General features: G+C 40.8%; 11 protein-coding genes, 1 pseudogene and 1 riboswitch. Of the genes and pseudogenes, 1 reads left to right on the plus strand and 11 read right to left on the minus strand.

What is annotated here, in order from left to right; all coding sequences use genetic code 11:
• Window positions 1-196: 196 nt before the first annotated feature.
• The 6 genes and pseudogenes from pulA to A6749_RS05235 form a co-directional block, all read right to left on the minus strand.
• Window positions 197-3025, minus strand: coding sequence for a type I pullulanase (gene pulA, locus A6749_RS05215; protein ID WP_066400821.1), 2829 nt, complete (start codon window positions 3023-3025; stop codon window positions 197-199).
• Window positions 3026-3652: 627 nt separating this feature from the next.
• Window positions 3653-5734 (minus strand): annotated as a pseudogene (locus tag A6749_RS29260) (alpha-amylase family glycosyl hydrolase); the annotation flags it as partial.
• A 202-nt stretch (window positions 5735-5936) separates the two neighbouring features.
• Window positions 5937-6512, minus strand: a complete 576-nt coding sequence (locus tag A6749_RS05220; RefSeq protein ID WP_066385998.1) for a class D sortase — start codon at window positions 6510-6512, stop codon at window positions 5937-5939.
• Between the two features lie 115 nt (window positions 6513-6627).
• The gene (gene sdhB, locus A6749_RS05225) at window positions 6628-7389 is read right to left on the minus strand and encodes a succinate dehydrogenase iron-sulfur subunit (RefSeq protein ID WP_066385999.1); all 762 of its coding nucleotides are present in this window, start codon (window positions 7387-7389) and stop codon (window positions 6628-6630) included.
• A gap of 21 nt (window positions 7390-7410) precedes the next feature.
• Window positions 7411-9162 (minus strand): succinate dehydrogenase flavoprotein subunit, encoded by a 1752-nt coding sequence (gene sdhA, locus A6749_RS05230; protein WP_066386000.1) that lies wholly within the window; start codon window positions 9160-9162, stop codon window positions 7411-7413.
• A gap of 54 nt (window positions 9163-9216) precedes the next feature.
• Window positions 9217-9825 (minus strand): succinate dehydrogenase cytochrome b558 subunit, encoded by a 609-nt coding sequence (locus A6749_RS05235; protein WP_066386001.1) that lies wholly within the window; start codon window positions 9823-9825, stop codon window positions 9217-9219.
• Between the two features lie 437 nt (window positions 9826-10262).
• On the opposite strand from A6749_RS05235, the gene A6749_RS05240 reads away from it, so the two are divergent.
• Entirely contained in the window at window positions 10263-10715 is a 453-nt protein-coding gene (locus A6749_RS05240) for a YslB family protein (protein ID WP_084797642.1), read from the plus strand.
• Between the two features lie 54 nt (window positions 10716-10769).
• Here A6749_RS05240 and A6749_RS05245 read toward each other — a convergent pair whose 3' ends face one another.
• The 5 genes from A6749_RS05245 to A6749_RS05265 form a co-directional block, all read right to left on the minus strand.
• On the minus strand, window positions 10770-11984 hold the full coding sequence (locus tag A6749_RS05245; RefSeq protein WP_066386002.1) for an aspartate kinase: 1215 nt from the start codon (window positions 11982-11984) through the stop codon (window positions 10770-10772).
• 112 nt (window positions 11985-12096) lie between these two features.
• A riboswitch (Lysine riboswitch) is annotated at window positions 12097-12275 on the minus strand.
• Between the two features lie 66 nt (window positions 12276-12341).
• On the minus strand, window positions 12342-14117 hold the full coding sequence (uvrC, locus tag A6749_RS05250; protein WP_066386003.1) for an excinuclease ABC subunit UvrC: 1776 nt from the start codon (window positions 14115-14117) through the stop codon (window positions 12342-12344).
• 137 nt (window positions 14118-14254) lie between these two features.
• Window positions 14255-14569: a thioredoxin gene (gene trxA, locus A6749_RS05255; RefSeq protein ID WP_066386004.1), complete on the minus strand. Its 315-nt coding sequence runs from the start codon at window positions 14567-14569 to the stop codon at window positions 14255-14257.
• A gap of 274 nt (window positions 14570-14843) precedes the next feature.
• The gene (locus tag A6749_RS05260) at window positions 14844-15821 is read right to left on the minus strand and encodes an electron transfer flavoprotein subunit alpha/FixB family protein (RefSeq protein WP_066386005.1); all 978 of its coding nucleotides are present in this window, start codon (window positions 15819-15821) and stop codon (window positions 14844-14846) included.
• A gap of 43 nt (window positions 15822-15864) precedes the next feature.
• Window positions 15865-16638, minus strand: a complete 774-nt coding sequence (locus A6749_RS05265) for an electron transfer flavoprotein subunit beta/FixA family protein (RefSeq protein ID WP_066386006.1) — start codon at window positions 16636-16638, stop codon at window positions 15865-15867.
• Window positions 16639-16694 lie beyond the last annotated feature (56 nt).

The raw sequence follows: 16694 nt of genomic DNA on the forward strand, positions 1-16694 counted from the left end.
CGCCAGTTATGCACCGGGGGTGGGTATATATTTAGTCACCATATCATATGTATAGTGTGCTTAGGTAGTGACTGTAATTGCTTTATAAATAATGATTTTTAATAAACTAAGAAAGCAATAATGAAAAAGAGGTCCCTGCAAAATAACAGGGACCTCTTTAAATTTGAAAATGAATGCTTTCACTTTTAGGGCTTGCCTACTTACCCAGTGTTAAAACATAAGTGCTTAGCCCGGGAACTTTAATTTTATTTCCTTTAATGATGTCAATTGCTTTAGTTCCAGCCTCTTCACCGTTAACGATTAACTTCCAAGTTCCATTTGCAGGCAGCGTAATATCGATTGGCTTACGGTTAGCGTTATAGGCGACAGCAATTTTTTCTACGGAATCCCCATTCGCATTTCCATCAAGATAGAAAGCCACAGCGTTTGCCGGTGCATCTAAAAATTTAAGATGTTTTTTGATGTCCTCAGCGGTTGTCATCCGGAATGCGGGGTGTTTTTTCCGAACTTTGATTAATCCTTTAACATATTCCACTTCCGCATTGAATTGACTACGGCGGGTCCAATCTAATTGGTTTACAGCATCAGGTGCATTATAGCTGTTTTCATTGCCGCCTTTTGTCCTCATAAATTCCTGTCCGGCATGTATAAAGGATATTCCCTGTGACGTCAAGACAATCGAAGAAGCTAATTTATGCATTTGTTTGAGCACATCATCACTGTCATTTGGATTTGTCTTCTTCAATTTATCCCATAAAGTTAAATTATCATGAGCTTCCACATAGGTGATGGTTTTTCCAGGTTCATCGGCGAACGTTTTAATCGCTTCATTATATTCAATACCGCCGACAACACCTTTTTTAATGCGGTCCTCCATTCCCGGCTTTCCATTGACAAAACCTTTGTCATGCTCATCAAATACACTTCCTTTCAATCCATCACGGATATCATCGTTAAAATGAGCGATCCCCTCCATTTTATAGGCATTCTTTTGGTTGGCCTTCAGTGCAGGGGCAAGCGGCGAATTAAGATCCCATCCTTCCCCAAGAACTATAATAGAACGATCCATTTTGTTTAAGGCTTCGCGAACCTGTTTCATTGTTTCGATATCATGAATCCCCATTAAGTCAAATCGAAAACCGTCAATATGGTACTCTTTTGCCCAATATGATACAGAATCTACTATGAATTTCCGCATCATTTTATGTTCCGAGGCGGTATCGTTTCCTACCCCCGTGCCATTTGCCAGTGTCCCATCTTCGTTGTAACGGAAGTAATAGCCGGGTACTAGCTTTTGAAAGTTGGATTCTGCGGCATTATACATATGATTGTAAACCACATCCATAATGACACGCAGATTATTATCATGAAACGCTTGCACCATTGTTTTCATTTCCTTTATCCTTACTGTCGGTGTATATGGATCAGTTGAATAAGATCCATCAGGTGCATTATAGTTTTTCGGGTCATACCCCCAGTTGAATTGCGGCTGATTCAGTTTTGTTTCGTCAACCGTATTGTAATCATACATTGGTAAAATTTGCACATGGGTTACACCAAGATCTTTTATATGACTTAAACCGGTTTTTACTTTATTCGGACCTTTCGTCCCCGCCTGGGCAACACCAAGGAATTTCCCTTTATATTGCTCGCTGACCCCGCTGTCAGGGGAAATTGTCAAGTCCCGAATATGAGCTTCATAAATGATCGCGTCTTCCGGATTTTTCAACTGGGGCTTTTTATTATTCCAACGATCCGGATTTGTGGCAGCCATTTCAATAACAGCCCCTTTATCGCCATTTGCTGAAACAGCACGGGCATATGGGTCAACCGCCTCATTCCATGTATCGCCAATTTTTACTTTATAGGTATATAATAAATCATTCTGATCACCAGTTAATTCAACAATCCATGTTCCTTTTTCGGAACGGATCATTGGGATTTCTATTCCAGCTCCTGCATCCCATTTTTCGTAAGTAACTAGTTTCGCTTCCGCAGCTGTTGGAGCCCATAATCGGAATCTCGTTTTTTCTTTCGAGTAACTGTTACCAAGGTCATTACCGTCATAATAGAATTGTTCTTCGAAAGACTTACTTCCAATCACTTTGCCCATTTGAACGGTTGCCTCTCCGAAACCTTCTTTGCTGACTTTGTAAACCTTTGTTAAATCCAGATCCTCTTTCGTTGTAATTTTCACTTTATTTGTCAGTCCATTTGCCAAATTCCCAATTGGTTCAACTGTTGCAATTTTGGCCCCAATTAACTGGATTCCCGCATTTTCTTGATCATTTATCGCAAATGGGAAGTTCGTTTCTAAAGTAATCTGATTTAATTCATCAATTGCTGCTTTCACGATTCTTGGATTGCGTTCAATCTTGGCTGGATTATCATATATTCGCGCCTGCCCCTGAACAAGCCATACCTCGGCCTTGCCATCCGGAGAAAACTTTGTGACAAAGCGGTCACCGTCAATATCCTTTGCAGACCAATCCTTTTTCCGGACAATAAATCCAACCTTTGTTGCCCCATTTAAATTCGTTAATTTCAATGTTCCCTGTTTACCAATGGAAGTCATATTTGCTAATGGAACCGCCTGGCCATCTGACTTATCAGTCCATACCCATATATCCCAATCATCGTAATTTGAGTCGTATCGGTAATAATTAAAGGTTACCTCTAATTCATCGTAGGTTGGCAATTCACGATATTCTCCATCCGGAGGACTTGTGTAGACCTTGTCATCCCCGGCCTTTACCCAAACTTCCTCAGTTCCATTCCAAATATTGTCGATGATCCGGTCGCCGCCGTCCTTTTCCCAGCTATCGGTTCTAACGATAAAGCCTACGCGGTTAAAATCACCATCAATTTCTACGTCAGCCACTTTACCATACTTGTCTTCACCGGTAAACGGATATACTTTACCTTCTTTTCCTTCACCCCAAACCCATAGGTTCCAATCTTTTATGTCTCCTGCTTTTGGCTGGTAGTGAATTTTCACCTTTGTTGTTACCTTTTGTTCAGCCACACGGACATCTACTTTTCTTTCATCAAGTGCATGGAATACAAAAATAAATTTATCGGTACTTTCAGGTGTATAGGTGAGGTTATCTCCTTCCATCCACTGACCATCTTTTACATACTTAAACTCTACCTTTTTGCCTTTTGTTAAAGCGATTGGCTGACTCTTCCAAACCTTTTGCACCGCATCATAGCTTAGCTTCTGGTCTGCGCCACCCCAAGCAAGCGGCGGCTCAGATCCTCTAAGTACAACGTCTTTGTATACTTTATTACGGTCAATTGGTGTATCACTGTATTGCAGCTGGCCTTCAACCTTCCATACTTTAAACGACTGGCCTTCGCTCGTAAACTTTAAATCTCCATTACTATCATTATTTATTTCTTCTGTGCCTAACTGGTCCTTTAAGTTTACATCATTAATTTTTATTTGATTATATAACTGATTGACATCAATTTCTTGGCTGGTGGTACCTTTATTGATGACAACTAGGTATTGACCATTCTGATCTGCTCTTTCGTATGCAAAAATATTTTGAGTGGCCAATAATGACTTAAATGACCCTGTTCGAAATGCGGATATATCATTTCGCAGCTTAATCAACTGTTTATAATGATTTAATAGTTCGGCATTTTGGGCTTCAGGAGTCCATGGCATCATTTCACGATAATAACGGTCCTTCCAATCAGCTACTGAATTTGGATCTTTGCTCATCGAAAGGCCGACTTCATCTCCATAATAGATGATTGGCGATCCCGGAAGTGTAAACTGAGCAGCAGCTGCCAGCTCCATTTTTTTCACATCTCCGCCGGCTTCGTAGATAAATCGCGGTTTATCATGACTGTCAAGGAATGACGAAACGACATATTCACGAGGATATGTTACCGCATTCTCCTTCACGGTATTACTTAGATCCACCATGGAACGGTCTTTCGCAAAAGCATTCATAAGAGCATCGTTCATTCCAAAGTCTATGGCTCCGTCAAGCTCGCCAGCATAAGAATTAATTTTTTCACGGCTGTCCCAAATTTCTCCGAAGATGTACGCATTCGGTTTGAGTTCTTTTACTTTGTGGCGGAAATCAACCCAATAGCTGTAGCTTGGTCCTTTGGCATAATCCAAACGGAGACCGTCAAAATCAAGGTCCTTCAACCAAAAAGGAACAACTGTATTAATGATATAATTCCTTACTTCAGGGTTGTCATTGTTCAGCTCCGGCAATTCGGCTATCCCCGAAAATGCTTTATATTTATCGGGCCATTCTGTGAAGGTATACCAGTTATAGTACGGACTGCCCTCACCTTTCGCTTTGGCATCCTCAAAAAATGGATGCTTAGATGATGTATGGTTGGCAACAAAATCATAGACAACCTTCATTCCCATAGCATGGGCTTGATCCACTAATTTCTTCATTGTTGCCTTATCGCCAAATCGTTTGTCGATCGCCATAAAATCGGCCGGGTGGTATCCATGGGAGTAAGGTCCTTCAAATACCGGAGAAATCCAGATGGTATTCACACCTAACCCCTTAATGTAATCTAATTTCTTTAAAACACCCTCAAGGTCTCCTCCCATCCAACCTTTCAGCTGTTCATCATAAGGAAGGTCTTTTGTACTTGGGTCATCATTTGTGGTGTCCCCGTTATTAAATCGATCAACAAAAACTTGATAAATGATGGCATCCTTTGCCCACTGCGGTGATGTAAATTGATCAACGTAATATCCGAATGGTGTTGCATCGTCCGGATTTTGACTGTTTGAATCCGCAAATTGCGAACCAACCCCTGCTTCACTCCATACATCGGTTATATATTTAACGGCCGTTCTATTTGGCTGCTTTGGAATGATTCCTTTAAAAATCGTTGTTGTTAGTCCATTAGCAGATGATTCTGAACCTTTTTCAAGCTTCACTACCTTAGTGTTGTCAGCTGCAGTTCCACGGCTTCCACTCGGAAATGAACCATCAGTTGTGTAATATATAGCCCCGCTGTCAACTGATCCATAGTGCTTCACCGAGACACTGATGGTTACATCATCATTACTAGTTGGAAGCTCAGGCAAATATGAATTATTATTTTTAACATCCTTTGCTACAGGAACAACATTCCAGTCGGAAACTGTATCCTCATAGACTTTTCCTTCGTTTGTAAAAACCGCTTTCCTTTTTTCCTCTCGATCTTCTGTAAATTTGGCATCTCCTAAGGAGTAAAGATATTGAATTTCCTCGCCATTATTCCCAGCCAATGATACAGACCATGTCCCATCCGGATTCTTCGTTAATGGGGTCACCGTGTAATTAAACCCATTTAAACTGGAACCTATGGTTGGCACCGCCCAATCAGGCGTGTTCGCCGGCAGCTTTACCTTCAAGGTTAATTTTCCAGTAAACTTGGAAAAATCAAGCTGAACGTCAACAGTTCTTTGTTCATCAGGGTGAAATACAAAAATGTAATCACCGGTTTGCGGCGGTGTAAATCGAAGGTTCTCACCCGGCATCCATTCGTTATTCATGACAAATTTGTATTCAACCTCTTTGCCGCCCTGCAATGGAATAGCTGAACTTTTCCATACTCTAGAGCCCGCATCATAAGTCAGCGGATGATCATCAGAACTCCAATCTAATGATTCAGCATTGCCACGGAGTACAACTTTTTCATACGTCTCATCTGCAGCACGCGCTACGTGTGCAAACGGTATAATGATAGTACTAAACAACATTACCAAGATAATCAATGATGAATATACCCGTTTCAAAGAAATCCCCCCTACATTTTATTTTTTTGCGAAAACGTTTGCACAAAAGTGAAATAAAAAGTGAAAACAGTGGAACCGTTTTCACTTTTTCAATTATAGACTATCATCTCTATTACTATTTTTCAATTCAATTTTTTGATTATAATCTATGTATTTTGAAAATACTTTATTTTCGCGTTGCATAAATAATATATCGTTCCGGTGCATTTCCGACAAAACGGAACGGATAGCATGTTGTTAAAATTAATTCCTCATGGTCGCGCTGCAAGGTGATAATGCTGGTATCATCCGCATTAACAATTTTTGTATTAATAATTTCATAAGTGAAATTTCCATATGGCATTTGTACTTCTAGGCTGTCACCAAGTTTGAGCTCGCCTAAATGCCGGAATACGGTATCACGGTGTCCGGATAGAATGATTTGTCCTGCTTCATCCGGAAAATAAGAGCCTTTGTAATGACCGACCCCTTTCTCTAAATCATCCGGATCCGTTCCCTCAATAATGGCCAGCTCCGCATTAATTTTTGGAATAACTAAAAGTCCTGCTGTATCTCCCGTTTCCAGGCTGCTTAATTGCTTTTTCGCTTCAGCCGGTTCTACTGACTTATTATTCGCGACTATTTCCTTTGCCTGTTTAATCGAGGCATCTGTTTGCATTTTCACCTTTAAAAGCTGCCAAGCGGCAAATCCAATAATGATTAATCCTGTTAAAATTAATATTAATGGCAGTTTTGCTTTCACAATCCGATACCGTCCTTTTCAATCCTTGAGCTATATTATAGCAAACAAAACGATTTGATTCTTTAGTAAATAAAAAACCTTCTCTCCAAAATTGGAAAGAAGGTTTTCGCTATAATCAGCCACGGTCACTGCCGAAGAAGTTTTTAAATGATTGAAATGATGCATCACGGTTAACAGCAGCAATTGAAGTTGTAATCGGAATACCCTTCGGACATGATTGTACACAGTTTTGTGAGTTACCACAGCCTTGCATTCCGCCATCTTCCATAAAGGCGTTAAGACGTTCCGCTTTATTCATCGCACCTGTTGGATGTGCATTAAATAAGCGAACTTGGTTAAAGACAGCAGGTCCCATAAAGTTTGATTTGCTATTCACATTTGGACATGCCTCTAAGCAGACACCGCAAGTCATACATTTAGATAATTCATATGCCCATTGACGTTTTGTTTCAGGCATACGAGGACCAGGTCCTAAATCATAGGTTCCGTCAATTGGAATCCATGCTTTTACTTTTTTCAATGAATCAAACATTCTGCTGCGGTCAATTTGAAGGTCACGGACAACAGGGAATGTTTTCATCGGTGCCAAACGGATCGGCTGTTCCAGCTTGTCCACTAATGCTGAACAAGCTTGGCGCGGCTTTCCATTGATAACCATTGAGCAAGCACCACAAACCTCTTCCAGACAGTTCATTTCCCAAGTAATCGGTGCGGTACCTTGCCCTTTTGTATTTACAGGGTTTCTGCGAATCTCCATCAATGCCGAAATAACGTTCATATTCGGACGATACGGAACTTCGAATTCCTCCTCGTAAGGAGCAGATTCTGGAGTATCCTGACGGGTTATGATAAATTTCACTATTTTAGTTTCTGCCATTTTTTCCTACTCCCCTTTCTCTTAGTGCTTTTTCGTGTAATCGCGCTCTCTTGGCTTAAGCAAGGAAATATCTATATCCTCATAATGGAAAGCTGGAGCAGAACTAGAATCAACAAATTTAGCCATTGTTGTTTTCATGAAGTTTTCATCGTCACGTTTAGGGAAATCAGGTTTATAGTGAGCACCGCGGCTCTCATTACGATTGTACGCTCCAATGGTAATAACACGAGCCAGCTGCAGCATGTTTTGTAATTGACGAGTGAAAGCAGCTCCTTGGTTACTCCATTTAGCTGTATCATTAATATTAATTTTCTTATAGCGCTCTAAAAGCTCTTGGATTTTTTCGTCAGTTTTTAGCAGCCTGTCATTGTAACGGACAACTGTAACGTTATCTGTCATCCATTCGCCAAGCTCTTTATGGAGGACGTAAGCATTTTCAGTACCATCCATTGCCATAATTGCATTCCATTTTTCTTGCTCTTCTTTAACTTTACGATCAAAAATAGTAGAAGATACAGCATCAGAACTCTTTTCTAGTCCTTCAATGTAATTCACTGCATGTGGTCCTGCTACCATGCCGCCATAAACTGCAGAAAGCAAGGAGTTTGCACCTAAGCGGTTAGCACCGTGCTGTGAATAATCACATTCCCCTGCAGCAAATAGACCAGGGATACTTGTCATTTGTTCATAGTCAACCCATAGACCGCCCATTGAATAGTGAACAGCAGGGAAAATTTTCATTGGAACTTTGCGCGGGTCATCACCGGCAAATTTCTCATAAATCTCAATAATACCGCCAAGCTTAACATCCAATTCATGTGGGTCTTTATGCGATAAATCAAGATATACCATGTTTTCGCCGTTAATACCTAATTTCTCATCAACGCAGACATGGAAAATTTCACGTGTTGCAATATCACGTGGTACTAGGTTTCCATATGCAGGATACTTTTCTTCTAAGAAATACCATGGTTTACCATCTTTGTAAGTCCAAATACGACCGCCTTCACCACGGGCTGATTCACTCATAAGACGAAGCTTGTCATCACCAGGAATGGCTGTCGGGTGAATTTGAATCATCTCACCATTTGCGTAGTATGCACCTTGCTGATATACAATAGATGCTGCAGAACCTGTATTGATAACAGAGTTTGTTGATTTACCGAAGATAATTCCAGGACCGCCAGTTGCCATGATGACAGCATCAGCTGCAAATGATCTGATTTCCATTGTTTTCAAGTCTTGAGCAACAATACCGCGGCAAACACCATCGTCATCAACGACTGCACCTAAGAATTCCCATCCTTCATACTTTGTTACCAGACCTGCTACTTCGTGACGGCGAACCTGCTCGTCCAATGCATATAATAATTGCTGACCAGTTGTTGCACCAGAAAATGCAGTACGGTGATGCTGTGTCCCACCAAAGCGGCGAAAATCAAGTAACCCTTCAGGAGTACGGTTAAACATAACTCCCATACGGTCAAATAAATTAATAATTCCAGGTGCTGCCTCACACATTGCTTTAACTGGCGGCTGGTTTGCTAAGAAATCTCCGCCGTAAATTGTATCGTCAAAGTGAATCCACGGTGAATCTCCTTCACCTTTGGTGTTTACTGCTCCATTAATACCACCTTGGGCACAAACAGAGTGAGAGCGTTTCACAGGAACAAGTGAAAATAATTCTACAGGTGTTCCATGTTCTGCAACCTTAATCGTTGCCATCAAGCCAGCCAATCCACCGCCGACTACGATCACCTTGCCTTTACTCATATCGTAACTCACTCCTATATTCTAAATCCAATATTTTTCCGTTCAAGACCTTTTTTAAACAAAAGCAAACACAGCTTGCATTCCTACAATAGCTAAAACTACAAAAATAATCATAGTTACGTATGTAGAAATGACTTGTGAGCGTGGTGATACCGTAATACCCCAGCTAACCATGAATGACCATAATCCATTTGAAAAGTGGAAAATAGCAGAAAGTACTCCAACAACATAAAAAACAATCATAAATGGTGAAGAAAGAATATCCTCCATCATTTGGTAATTAAGCGGTGTTCCAAACATCATTGCAATACGTGTTTCCCAAACGTGCCATGCAATAAAGATAAGAGTCAGCACACCAGTGATCCTTTGCATTAGATACATCCAGTTTCTTAAAAAGCCATATCTTCCTGTATTAGCAGTACCTGTAAAGGCAATGTAAAGACCATAAATGGCATGGTATAATAATGGCAAGAAGATTAATAAAATTTCGAGGACTGGCAGAAATGGCATACTTTCCATGAAATCTGCTGCCTTGTTAAATGATTCTGCTCCTCCTGTTGCCTGGTGATTGACTGTGAGATGCACCAATAAAAATAGGCCAATAGGAATAACTCCTAATAATGAATGCAATCTCCGATTAAAAAACTCGCGACTACCCGTCATTAATCAAACGAACCCCCTTTAAATTTTTACCATGACGTTAAGTTTTTTTCCCAATTTTTACCCCTAAAACTTAGCGCCAGTGTGACAATTATGTGACATGTCCATTGTACTCCCAACATCATATAGCGTCAAGGAAACGGATACACAAAACTTTATGTTTTAAACAAAACATTTTAAATATATTACTATTATAATAGAGCCCATTAGTTATGCCTTTTTACGATAGATTTGTCCGTATGCAGCGAAAATATTCACTTGTTATTTTCCAATATCTTACGGTAGGAAACCGCATCATTTTGGGAATGATAAATTATCATAACAAATACAATAAAATATTGGAAAATAATAATCCTCTGAATCTTAACCCTTTTTTTAAAAACTGTACTGAAACTTAATCTAATTTGTATATAATAGAATGGTAGAAAGAGGGGAAACATGTGAAAGAAAGCACAGCTGCAAATCAAATAATAAATTCCGTTGAGCCACGGTCCATTTCCATCTTTGGTTATGAATTAATTCGGGAAACTCTTTTACCTGAAATTTTAGGTAAAGACACCCCTGAGATCTTATATTGGGCAGGAAAGCTTCTAGCCCGCAAATATCCTATAGATGATTACGATCAACTAGTTGAATTTTTCGAACAAGCCTCGTGGGGCCAGCTTGAACTCAAAAACGAATCGAAAAACGAGATGGAATTCGAACTAATCAGTCCGCTCATTGTGTCACGTATCAAAACCAAAGCAGAGCAATTCTTCCAGCTCGAAGCAGGCTTCCTTGCCCAGCAAATAGAACAGCAAAAACAAGTCATCACCGAAACCTTTGAACACCCAAACAAAAAATCCAACAAAGTCCGCTTCACCGTCAAATGGGACCAGCGAGACGCACTATAGCGGTGTCAGGCACCATGTGAAAAATTCACATGGTGCCTGACACCGTTTCCCATTTTATTTCCCAAGTTCAAATGCTTCGTGGAGAACTTCTACTGCTTTGTGCATGTGTTTTTCTTCGATTACGGCGGATACTTTGATTTCTGATGTGCTGACCATTTTGATGGCGATGTTGTTGGCGGCCAGGACTTCAAACATTTGGGCTGCTACGCCTGGATTTGAGATCATGCCTGAACCGACGATGGATACTTTGGCTAGTTTATTTTCCGCGTCAAGCTGTTCATAGCTTAATTCCGATTTGTTGTCTTCTAATACATTTAATGTTTCAAGCCAGTCCTTAGTATGAATGGAGAATGACAGGTTGGATGCTCCTGTTTCAGTTGTGCTTTGAATAATGATATCTACGTTGATTTGATTGCTTGCTAAAGTGGTAAAAATCGTCGATAAGCTGGTTAAAGAATTGCTAAGCCCCAGGACCGTTACCCGTGTAATTTCATCTTCGAATGCAACGCCTCTTACTACTAAATTCTGTTCCATTGTAGCTTCCCCCTCAATAATTGTTCCCTCTACTTTTTCCATGCTTGAACGGACCTCAAGGCGAACCTGATAATTCTTAGCAAATTCGACTGCTCTTGGATGAAGTACTCCTGCGCCTAGATTAGCGAGCTCCAGCATTTCATCATAAGAAATTGATAATAATTTCCGGGCACTTGGAATATATCTTGGGTCAGTGGTAAAAACCCCGGTAACATCTGTATAAATATCGCACTTATCAGCATTTAATGCTGCCGCTAGCGCTACGGCCGTTGTATCGGATCCGCCGCGTCCGAGGGTCGTAATGTTACCTGACTCCGTGATCCCCTGGAACCCCGCGACAATGACAACCTTTCCTTGATTAAGCTCTCCCTCAATTGCCTCAGTGTTGATTTTGGTAATCCGGGCATTTCCGTGAACCGGCTCGGTTACAATTCCTGCCTGCCAGCCTGTATAGGAAACAGCCTCAAGTCCCTTTTCCTTTAACGCCATGGCTAATAAGGAAATGGTCACCTGTTCACCGGTTGCAAGCAGCATATCCATTTCCCGCTTGCTTGGCTGCCCTGAAATTTCCTTCGCCATATTAACAAGCTGATCTGTTGTTTTTCCCATCGCGGAAACAACCACCACAACTTGATTTCCTCTATCAGTTTCTTCTTTTACACATCCTGCCACATTTAAAATTCGTTCAACATTCCCAACGGAAGTGCCGCCAAATTTTTGGACAATTAATCCCATCTCTTCCCCTACTTTCAGTTAATGATGTTGAACTATCTTTACAATAAAAAAAGCAATGAGAGAATATCCCATTGCTTTGATTGACACCAAGAAAAAAGTTCTTGTGCAGACAATGAAAGATAGCTCTCCAAGACAATTCGTCTTGACAATCCTGTATTTATTCAACACAGGACCAGCAAAGAAAGCAATGAGTCTTTCCCCGCTTCGGCGAACATACCCTTTCAAGGTTCTTCATCGAAGCCCATCCTTCTCCGAACCTTTACTATTGAAGCTCGCACCTCTACCTTCACTTTAGCGTATAAAAGTGATAGTAAATTAAATTTTCCTAATTATAGCATAGCCCAAACTATCTGACAATCACTCTGACTGTAATTTTTTCACCAATTCCACGGCAACATTTTCTGGCAGTCCAATCGCTGTAAACTTATCTAAGCCCGCATCCTTCATTTTCTTCACAGAACCAAAATGCTTAAGCAATAATTTTTTCCGCTTCTCACCGATACCGGGAATATCATCCAATAAGGATTGGAAAGCAGTTTTCCCACGTGTTTGCCGGTGAAACGTAATGGCAAAACGGTGGACCTCATCCTGAATTCTCTGTAATAAATAAAATTCCTGGCTGTTTCTTGGCAGCGGGACAATTTCTAAAGGATTTCCATACAAAAGCTGTGAAGTCCTGTGCTTCTCATCCTTTACCAGCCCTGCTAATGGAATATCCAAGCCAAGTTCATTTTCTAATATATCCCTGACTGCTTCCACATGCCCTTTTCCGCCATCAATGATAATTAAATCGGGCAGCGGAAGATTTTCCTTCAGCACCCGGGAATACCGTCTGCGCGTAACTTCCCTCATTGATTCATAATCATCGGGTCCCTTGACGGATTTAATTTTGTACTTCCTATATTCGCGTTTATTTGCTTTACCATCAATAAACACTACCATGGCCGATACCGGATCTGTTCCTTGGATATTTGAATTATCGAATGACTCAATCCGATGCGGTGTGTAAATGCCGAGAAGTTCTCCCAGATTTTCCACCGCCTTAATCGTCCGTTCCTCATCTTTTTCGATCAGCGAGAATTTTTCATTCAGGGCAATTTTTGCATTCTTAATCGCCATCTTCACTAGCTCTTTTTTCTGCCCTCGCTGCGGCTGCAGCACCTTCACTTCCAGGAGCTGTTCTGCCATGTGCAAGTCCACATCATCTTGGATGAGAATTTCTTTTGGCTTAAAGTGATTCGGCTGCTGGTAAAATTGACCGAGGAACGTTAATATTTCTTCTTCCGGTTCATTATAGATTGGGAACATCGAGACATCACGCTCAATCATTTTCCCCTGCCGGACAAAAAAGACTTGAACACACATCCAGCCTTTATCAACCGCATAGCCAAAGACATCACGGTCGGTAAAATCAGTCATCGTAATTTTTTGTTTCTCCATAATCGTTTCAATATGGATAATTTTATCGCGATATTCCTTTGCCCGTTCAAAGTCCAAGTCCTCAGCGGCAGCCGTCATTTTTTCGGTCAGTTCTTTTTTAATCTCCTTATACCCGCCATTTAAGAAACGGGTAATTTCATCCGTCATTTGTTTGTACTGGTCTTCGCTTACCTCATTTACACATGGTGCCAGGCACTGACCCAAATGATAATACAAACAGATCCGGTCAGGCAGGGTTGCACATTTTCGTAGCGGATAGATCCGGTCTAAGAGCTTTTTCGTCTCATTTGCTGCACCGACATTTGGGTATGGTCCAAAATATTTGCCTTTATCCTTTTTTACTTTTCTTGTGATAATCAGCTTAGGATGTCTTTCCGCGGTCAGCTTGATAAACGGATAGGTTTTATCATCCTTCAGCATGACATTATATTTTGGATCGTATTTTTTGATTAAATTAAGCTCAAGCAGCAATGCTTCAATATTTGAAGAGGTTACAATATATTCGAAGTCTTCAATCTCCTGTACCAGCCGTAACGTTTTTCCATCATGCGACCCGGTAAAGTAAGAACGAACACGGTTCTTTAACACCTTTGCTTTACCGACATAAATGATTGTCCCCTGACGGTCTTTCATTAGGTAGCAGCCAGGCTGATCAGGCAGCAGCGTTAATTTTTGTTTAATGGTTTCATTCATCGGGCCACTCCTCCCCGTCGGTCTCTTTTCTATCAATATTAAAACAAACCTTCCATAAATGAAAGCAGGTTTCCCTTGGAAAAAGTAAAAAACCTTTACCAAATTGTTTCCGGTAAAGGTTTTATGAAGTATTTGAATTAGATGTGCTTTTCTAATACGCTAGCTAATGCTTCTTTTGGCTGGAAGCCGACAACTTTGTCAACCACTTCACCGTTCTTGAACACCATAAGTGTTGGGATGCTCATAACACCAAAGTTAGAAGCAGTTTGTGGATTATCATCCACATCAAGCTTAGCAATCTTTACTTTATCGCCCATTTCAGCATCAAGTTCTTCTAATACTGGAGCAATCATTTTACAAGGTCCGCACCATGGTGCCCAGAAGTCTACAAGCACTAGGCCAGAGCCTGTTTCAGCGGTAAAATTTTGATCTGTTACATGAGAAATTGCCATTATTCAGTAACCTCCTAAATATTTCTTCAAATACTACCGAAAGTATAACATCGTTTGGAAAATCACGCTAATAATATGTCTTAAAGGAAAAAGGGAGGAGCGTCGCAATAGTTATTCAACTTATCATTTCTATTGAAAAATTCCAACATTGCTTCAGATAAATTTGAGTAGTTTAGCTCTGCTCACACCGCCTTTATGCTTCGTTTTTAAGCTACCCTGTTTACAAATTACTATACAAAAAGCGAGCGGCCTCTACACCACTCGCCAATAACTATTATTGATGTACTTTCAGCTTTTTAAACTCTTCCGTTAACATCGGAACAACTTCAAATAGGTCACCAACGATACCGTAGTCAGCCACTTTGAAGATGTTTGCCTCCGGATCTTTGTTGATTGCCACAATTACTTTGGAGTTAGACATACCAGCAAGGTGCTGAATGGCACCAGAAATACCACAAGCAATATAAAGGTCTGGTGTAACAACCTTTCCGGTTTGACCAATTTGTAATGAGTAGTCACAATATTCAGCGTCACATGCCCCGCGAGACGCACCAACTGCGCCGCCCAATATATCTGCTAATTCCTTTAACGGTTTGAAGCCATCTTCACTTTTCACACCACGTCCACCGGAAACGACTACTTTTGCTTCACTTAAGTCTACACCTTCCGTTGCTTTTCTTACTACTTCTTTGATAATAGCGCGAAGGTCCTTAATGTCAACAGAAAGGGAAGTTATTTCACCGCTTCTTGCTTCATCTTTTTCCAATGGAGCAATATTGTTTGGACGAACCGTAGCAAAAATTAAACCATCCGTTACAATTTTCTTCTCAAACGCTTTTCCAGAGTAAATCGGTCTTGTAAAGACAATATTCCCGCCAGCAGCTTCTACAGCCGTTGCATCAGAAATAAGACCGGAAGACAGTTTCGCTGCGATCCTTGGTGAAATGTCTTTTCCAAGTGCAGTGTGGCCGAATACTAAGCCTTCTGGCTGTTCTTGTTCAATAACGGCAAGTATTGCCTGTGCGAATCCGTCTGAAGTATACTGCGCAAGCTTCGCATCTTCCACTACAACCACACGATCTGCACCGTATTTTACAAGTTCTGTGCCTAAAGCGCTTACAGCCTCACCAGCTAAAACCCCGACAACTTCTCCGCCCTCTGCAACAGTTTTCGCCGCAGCAATTGCTTCAAATGATACATTACGTAACGCGCCGTCACGCACTTCTCCTAAAACTAATACTTTTCTAGACATTTGAGTTTACCTCCTAGTAACAAAAATTTATGAAAAAGAACGATTAAATTACTTTTGCTTCAGTGTGAAGAAGATTGACAAGTTCTTTTACTTGATCTGCTAATTCGCCGGATAAAACCTTTCCTGCTTCCTTTTTAGGCGGCAAGTAAATTTCAATTGTTTTTGTCTTTGCTTCTACATCATCTTCATCAAGATCTAGATCATCAAGCTCTAATTCTTCAAGCGGCTTTTTCTTCGCTTTCATAATTCCAGGCAGTGATGGATAACGAGGCTCATTTAAACCCTGCTGCGCCGTTACTAATAGCGGCAGGCTTGTTTCGATAATTTCAGCATCCCCTTCAACATCACGGGTTACTGTTACTTTGCTGCCATCAATTTCAAGCTTTGTAATAGTGGTTACATAAGGAATGTTAAGAAGTTCAGCCACACGTGGACCAACTTGACCAGACCCGCCATCGATCGCTACGTTACCGCCTAAAATTAAATCAGCGTCTTGGTCCTTCAAGTATTCAGCAAGAATTATCGCCGTGGTAAACTGGTCGCCATTTTCAACATCGTCTTCTGTATTAATAAGGACTGCCTTATCAGCCCCCATGGCCAAAGCAGTACGTAATTGCTTTTCAGCTTCTTCATTACCGACAGAGATGACCGTTACTTCACCGCCATGGGCATCGCGTACTTGAATCGCTTCCTCAATAGCATACTCGTCATAAGGATTGATGATGAACTCTGCGCCATCTTCGTTGATTTTCCCTCCGCTCAGGGCAATCTTCTCTTCAGTATCAAACGTTCTTTTCATTAACACGTAAATGTTCATGGTCTAGCTCCCTCCTATGAAATTCAAACATTTTTTCAGTTTGAAAGATTAAAAAA

The sequence above is a fragment of the Neobacillus mesonae genome, assembly GCF_001636315.1.
In the GTDB taxonomy this organism is placed as follows: domain Bacteria; phylum Bacillota; class Bacilli; order Bacillales; family Cytobacillaceae; genus Neobacillus; species Neobacillus mesonae.

Excerpts from the sequence above, each read along its gene's own strand:
- sdhB (WP_066385999.1), bottom strand. The coding sequence starts at position 7,389 with ATGGCAGAAACTAAAATAGTGAAATTTATCATAACCCGTCAGGATACT.
- sdhA (WP_066386000.1), bottom strand. The coding sequence starts at position 9,162 with ATGAGTAAAGGCAAGGTGATCGTAGTCGGCGGTGGATTGGCTGGCTTG.
- A6749_RS05235 (WP_066386001.1), bottom strand. The coding sequence starts at position 9,825 with ATGACGGGTAGTCGCGAGTTTTTTAATCGGAGATTGCATTCATTATTA.
- A6749_RS05245 (WP_066386002.1), bottom strand. The coding sequence starts at position 11,984 with ATGGGATTAATTGTCCAAAAATTTGGCGGCACTTCCGTTGGGAATGTT.
- uvrC (WP_066386003.1), bottom strand. The coding sequence starts at position 14,117 with ATGAATGAAACCATTAAACAAAAATTAACGCTGCTGCCTGATCAGCCT.
- trxA (WP_066386004.1), bottom strand. The coding sequence starts at position 14,569 with ATGGCAATTTCTCATGTAACAGATCAAAATTTTACCGCTGAAACAGGC.
- A6749_RS05260 (WP_066386005.1), bottom strand. The coding sequence starts at position 15,821 with ATGTCTAGAAAAGTATTAGTTTTAGGAGAAGTGCGTGACGGCGCGTTA.
- A6749_RS05265 (WP_066386006.1), bottom strand. The coding sequence starts at position 16,638 with ATGAACATTTACGTGTTAATGAAAAGAACGTTTGATACTGAAGAGAAG.